Annotated in this window: 6 protein-coding genes; all 6 read left to right on the top strand. The window is 42.0% G+C overall.

Annotated features, from left to right (window positions below):
* The first annotated feature begins 29 nt into the window (after positions 1-29).
* Positions 30-245 carry a protein YkzS gene (ykzS, locus tag LOSG293_RS07140; protein ID WP_051907248.1) on the top strand — a complete coding sequence of 72 codons (216 nt, stop codon included), beginning with the start codon at positions 30-32 and terminating at the stop codon, positions 243-245.
* 172 nt (positions 246-417) lie between these two features.
* Positions 418-684 carry a phosphocarrier protein HPr gene (locus LOSG293_RS07145; RefSeq protein ID WP_034528638.1) on the top strand — a complete coding sequence of 89 codons (267 nt, stop codon included), beginning with the start codon at positions 418-420 and terminating at the stop codon, positions 682-684.
* Entirely contained in the window at positions 684-2408 is a 1725-nt protein-coding gene (ptsP, locus tag LOSG293_RS07150; RefSeq protein ID WP_034528642.1) for a phosphoenolpyruvate--protein phosphotransferase, read from the top strand. The genes LOSG293_RS07145 and ptsP overlap by 1 nt, the downstream gene beginning before the upstream one ends.
* Positions 2409-2649: 241 nt before the next feature.
* On the top strand, positions 2650-3828 hold the full coding sequence (locus LOSG293_RS07155) for a glycosyltransferase family 4 protein (RefSeq protein ID WP_034528646.1): 1179 nt from the start codon (positions 2650-2652) through the stop codon (positions 3826-3828).
* A 23-nt stretch (positions 3829-3851) separates the two neighbouring features.
* Positions 3852-4874 carry a glycosyltransferase family 4 protein gene (locus tag LOSG293_RS07160; RefSeq protein WP_034528649.1) on the top strand — a complete coding sequence of 341 codons (1023 nt, stop codon included), beginning with the start codon at positions 3852-3854 and terminating at the stop codon, positions 4872-4874.
* The gene (locus tag LOSG293_RS07165) at positions 4875-5921 is read left to right on the top strand and encodes a lysylphosphatidylglycerol synthase transmembrane domain-containing protein (protein WP_034528652.1); all 1047 of its coding nucleotides are present in this window, start codon (positions 4875-4877) and stop codon (positions 5919-5921) included.
* Positions 5922-6000 lie beyond the last annotated feature (79 nt).

Genomic DNA, 6000 nt, shown 5'->3' on the forward strand with positions numbered 1-6000 from the left:
AACAAACGGGTTGGTGGTTTTAATGTAAAATGGAGGTACGAAGAGAGGTGCAAGAATTGGAAACTGATTACGCCGCGATGCTAGATCAACTGCGCCAGGGTGAAATCGACGAGATTGAAATTACTCCCGAAACCTTTATGGCTTTCCATGATGTTTATTTGGCTGCAGACGACCGCAAAAAGATAATTGGTAAGGCTCAGTCGGGTGGCATTGTAAAATATATTTACGACAACGACGAAAAGTAGTGGAGAATGCAATGAAAGCGTTTAATGAAAAGCTTGTATTTTAGACGCATAATTGCTATTCTTGTTGTTAAAGGTACGGAATTTTAAGGGTTTCTTGACGTTTTCAATAGTTGATACAAGTTTGAAATCCCTACCTAAAAAATCAAACAAACATTAAGGAGATCGATCTATTATGGAAAAACGCGATTTTCACGTAACTGCAGAAACAGGTATTCACGCACGTCCAGCAACACTTTTGGTTCAATCAGCAAGTAAGTTCAACTCAGAAGTTACCCTTCAATACGGTGACAAATCAGTTAACTTAAAGTCAATCATGGGTGTGATGTCATTAGGTGTTGGTCAAAACACTGACATTACGATCACTGCAGAAGGTGATGACGAAAAAGAAGCTATCGAAGCCATCGCCCAAACCATGACAAAAGAAGGCCTATCTGAATAATGACAAAAGTATTGAAAGGGATTGCGGCCAGTGATGGTGTTGCAATTGCGAAAGCTTACCGTTTGGTTGATCCTGATCTTTCATTTAGTAAGCGAACAATCACTGATGTTGATGGCGAAGTTTCAAAAATGCAATCAGCGATGGATGCTTCTAAAGCCGAACTGGAAATTATTAAAAACAAAGCTAAAGAAACTTTAGGCGAGGAAGAAGCCGAAGTTTTCGAAGCCCACATAACGATTCTTTCTGATCCAGAGATGATTGGTGCAATTAACAAAGAAATCAGTGATCAAAAAGTAAATGCTGAGCAGGCACTTTTTGACGTAACCGATCAATACATTTCAATGTTCGAGGCAATGACGGACAATGCTTATATGCAAGAACGAGCAGGCGACGTCCGAGATGTGCGCAAGCGTGTGATGTCTCATTTGTTAGGGGTAGAACTTCCTAACCCAGCCTTGATTAACCGCCCAGTTGTCATTGTGTCGCATGACTTAACGCCAAGTGACACTGCTCAATTGGATCGAAAGTTTGTTAAAGGCTTTATCACTGACATTGGTGGTCGGACTTCTCATTCGGCAATCATGTCAAGAACCTTGGAAATTCCAGCTGTGGTTGGTTCTGGTGAGGCAACGACTACCATCAATGAAGACGATACTGTCATCATTGATGGGTTAGATGGAGTCGCACTCGTTTCGCCAACTGATGCTGAAATTGCCGAGTATGACCAAAAGGAACAGGATTACTTGAAGCAAAAAGACGAGTGGGAAAGGTTGAAGACAGCTGAGACACTATCGAAAGATGGTGTGCACCACACGTTGGCTGCTAACATCGGGACACCACGAGATCTTCAAGCGGTTTTAGATAACGGCGCAGAAGGTATTGGGTTGTTCCGTAGTGAGTTCCTCTACATGAATTCGGCTGAGTTACCAACTGAAGATGAGCAGTTTGAAGCTTATAAATCTGCTGTCGCTAAGATGGATAACAAACCAGTTGTCGTCCGGACAATGGATATTGGTGGCGATAAGAAGCTACCATACTTACCATTACCAGACGAAATGAACCCATTTATGGGATACCGAGCAATCCGAATTAGTTTGGATCGTGACGATATCTTTAGAACGCAATTAAGGGCATTAATTCGAGCCTCCAGTTACGGACAGTTGTGGATTATGTTCCCAATGATTGCGACCTTAGATGAGTTTAGAGCTGCTAAGGCTATTTATGATGATGAGCGTCAAAAACTCATTGATGCTGGAACTAAGGTCGGCGAGGTTAAGCTAGGAATTATGATTGAAATTCCAGCTGCTGCAGTACTTGCTGACCAGTTTGCTAAGGAAGTTGACTTCATGAGTATTGGTACCAACGATTTGATTGGTTACTCTATGGCGGCCGACCGAACTAACGAACGGGTTTCGTATCTCTATCAACCATACAATCCATCCGTGCTCCGTTTAATCAAGCATGTGATTGATTCTGCACACAAAGAGGGCAAGTTTGCCGCAATGTGTGGTGAAATGGCTGGTGACCAGATTGCGGTACCATTACTTCTGGGGATGGGCTTAGATGAATTCTCGATGAGCGCCACTTCAATCTTGAAGACCCGCTCTTTGATGAGTCGTTTAGACTCACAAAAAGCAGCCAAATTGGTGGAACGTGCACTTGATGCACAGACCAATGACGAGGTTAAACAACTAGTCTTAGATGCGATGGATTCTTTGAAATAGTCAGAACTTAAGAGAATCTTTCAAAATGCGAAAAGGAGTCGGGGGAGAAATCCCTCGGCTCCTTTTTGTATGCCATTTTCAGCGATTTAGGTTTAACGATGATAAGCGTTCCAAATGCCTATATCTACCTGATGACAATGAAACATATTTGCAATGAAAAACCCAAACCCATATAATTAGAACGATTGATTTAATGGATCGTCAAGCAGGAGTAGGCGACAGACCTAGGAGGGAGATCAACGTGAACATAGGCTTATTTACGGATACATATTTTCCTCAAGTAAGTGGGGTTGCCACCTCAATTAAAACATTGAAGGATGAGCTGGAAAAGCAGGGGAATCAGGTCTACATTTTTACCACAACTGATCCTCACGTCGAGAAGGATACTTACGAGCGAAACATTTTCAGATTCCCAAGTATCCCGTTCGTGTCGTTTACCGACAGACGAATTGCAATTCGGGGCTTCTTCCACGCTTATCAAATCGCAAAAGAATTGAATCTTGATATCATCCATACTCAGACCGAATTTTCGATGGGGTGGATGGGGAAATTTGTAGCGCGAAATTTAGAAATTCCATGTATCCATACTTACCATACAATGTATGAAGATTATCTGCATTATGTGGCTAATGGCAAGATTTTAAAACCCGTACATGTTAAACAAATGACGCTAGCGTTTTGCTACCATATGACGGGAATCGTTGCACCGAGTGAGCGCGTGTTGAATACACTCACGGATTATGGTGTTAAAACGCCTATTCAAATTATTCCAACGGGGATAGATTTACACCGTTACGAGCAACCGGACACAGAAAATCTGCGGAAGGAACTTGGCTATGCACCAGATACTCCGGTGATGTTATCGCTTAGCCGGCTAGCGTTTGAAAAGAATATTGCGGGTGTCATTAACGGCATGCCGGAAATTCTAAAGCAGGTTCCTAATGCACAGTTACTCATTGTTGGGGATGGCCCAGCAAAAGAGACTCTGGAAGAACAAGTGAAGTCGATGGGTTTATCTGATCACGTGGCCTTTACTGGCGAGATTGATAATGCCAAAGTCTTCCATTATTACCATATGGCCAATGTCTTCGTTTCAGCGTCCGATTCCGAGTCGCAGGGATTGACGTATATTGAAGCCTTGGCTGCTGGCTTGAAGACTGTTGTTAAACGGAGCCCCTACACGGAAGAATTACTTACAGATAAAGCGTTGGGGATGAACTTTGACGAACCGGATGAAATGGTCTCGTATGTCGTCGACTACCTTTTGAACGGCTCAAAATATGAAAACCAAGAGATGCTGAACAAACGGCTCTCGGAAATCTCTTCGGATACATTTGGACAAAACATTTTGGCATTTTATCAGGATGCGCGATTAGCCTATGAAGATGTTCATGAAAATTCCGAGGGAATCAGCAACTAATATAAAACGGGGAGAACCTGAGAATGATTAAGATTAACATGTTTTCTAGAGCTGACTCGGTGAAGGGACAAGGAGTCGGAAGTGCTTATCTTGAGCTAATCAAACTGTTGAGAACTAGAGCACAGGATAAGTTGGATGTTTCGATTAATCACCTACGCCGAGCAGATATCAGCCACTATCATACGGTTAATTTTCCGTATTACCTATCAACGTTCTTGCCATTTTTGGGCAAAAAGATTGGCTATGTCCATTTTATTCCTGAAACATTGGAAGGAAGTCTGAAGATTCCGCAGCCCTTTCGAGCGATCTTTTACCATTACCTCATTTCGTTCTATAAACGAATGGATCATTTAGTAGTAGTTAATCCAACATTCATTCCTAAGCTAACTGCGTACGGTATTAAACCGGAGAATGTGACTTACATTCCCAATTTTGTTAGCCGTCAAGAATTCTATGAAGTTCCAACTGAAGAGAAGAAAGTACTTCGCCAAAAGTACGATTATGACAGCCGGTTCACCGTTTTAGGTGTTGGCCAAATTCAAGAACGTAAAGGTGTTTTTGATTTTATTGAACTTGCTAAACGGCTGCCAAACGTCCAATTTATCTGGGCGGGGGGGTTTTCATTCGGTCGAATGACGGATGGTTACACAGAACTTAAAAAAATTGTTGATAACCCACCGGCTAACTTGAGATTTCCTGGCATTGTTGATCGAGATCGACTAGTCGATTATTACAATTTAAGTGATGTCTTCTTGTTACCTTCCTATAATGAACTGTTTCCAATGTCGATTTTGGAATCATTTAGTACCGGTACGCCCGTTATGGTACGAGATTTAGATTTGTATCCTGCTATTATTGAAGGTAAGTATATTGGTGCCAAGGACGTTAATGAGATGGAACGGCAACTACGAGAATTAGAACAGTCGCCTGAACAACTTACGCATCTTCAAACGGTTGCCCGCGAAGCAGCTGCCTACTATTCTGAAGAGCGACTTGTGACCATCTGGGAAGAATTTTACCAAAAGCAAGCAAACGAGGATAAGTAAGTGAGTAGAAGGAATAAAATCGTTGTCGCTATTATGTTTCTGCTGGGACTCGTTATTATGGGAATTTCACTCAGGGATGTTCATTTCAAGACGCTAGTCCATGCGCTGGTTAATATCAACGTGTACTGGTTGATCGTAGCGTTGTTCTGTATCATGCTTTATATCGGGATTGAGGGCTACGTTGTTAAAGTCTTTGTTGATGATCGGTTAGAGGGATTCTCTTTCAGGGATGCCCTTCGAATCCCCATGATCGAACAGCTATTTAATGGCATTACACCGTTTTCTTCCGGTGGACAACCGGCACAATTGATTGCTATGCTTCAGTCGGGGATTGACGGCGGACGAGCCAGTTCTGTTTTATTAATGAAATTCGTGGTCTTTCAGGCGCTTATTGTGGTCAATTTTTTGATTAGTCTCTTAATCGGCTTTCATTATTTGGCCTCTAAGATGAGCTATCTTTCGTTATTCGTGCTGTTGGGTTTTTTAATCCATTTAGCCGTCATCGTTGGCTTATTACTTATTATGTATTGGCCATCGTTCACCAAACGATTAGTGGCCTTGCTACTGGCGCCATTAAAGTGGTTCTCAAAAAAAGAGCGTTACACTAAATTGCGGATTCAGTTAGATGAAAAGATTGATACGTTCTATCACGAGAGTGTCCGCATTGCTAGGCGCTGGCCGTTGCTGCTGAAGGTAATTGGACTCACATTTATCCAGTTGTTCTTCTATTACCTCATTCCCTACTTTATTATGTTGTCGTTAGGGTATACGAATGTGAACGTGTTAATGGTAACGAGTTTGCACATCATGATCGTCATGGTCATCTCGTTATTTCCAATTCCTGGGGGCGCAGGGGGTGCTGAATTTAGTTTTGAGGCGCTCTTTGCTAGCTTTATTCCTAATCACAGTAAGCTGATCTTAGCGATGCTACTGTGGCGATTCTTGACCTATTATTTTGGGATGATTTCTGGACTAATTGCCATTTGGATGCAGCCAAACAAAGTCGAAGAAGTTGAACTAGAAACTAAAAAAGGGGCTGTGACATAAGTCCCAAAATAAAAGGCACTACCGTCAGATTTTAAAAACTGATGGTAGTGCCTTTTTGATATAATGAAAAATAAAAAAA

It is taken from the genome of Secundilactobacillus oryzae JCM 18671 (assembly GCF_000740055.1).
GTDB lineage: Bacteria > Bacillota > Bacilli > Lactobacillales > Lactobacillaceae > Secundilactobacillus > Secundilactobacillus oryzae.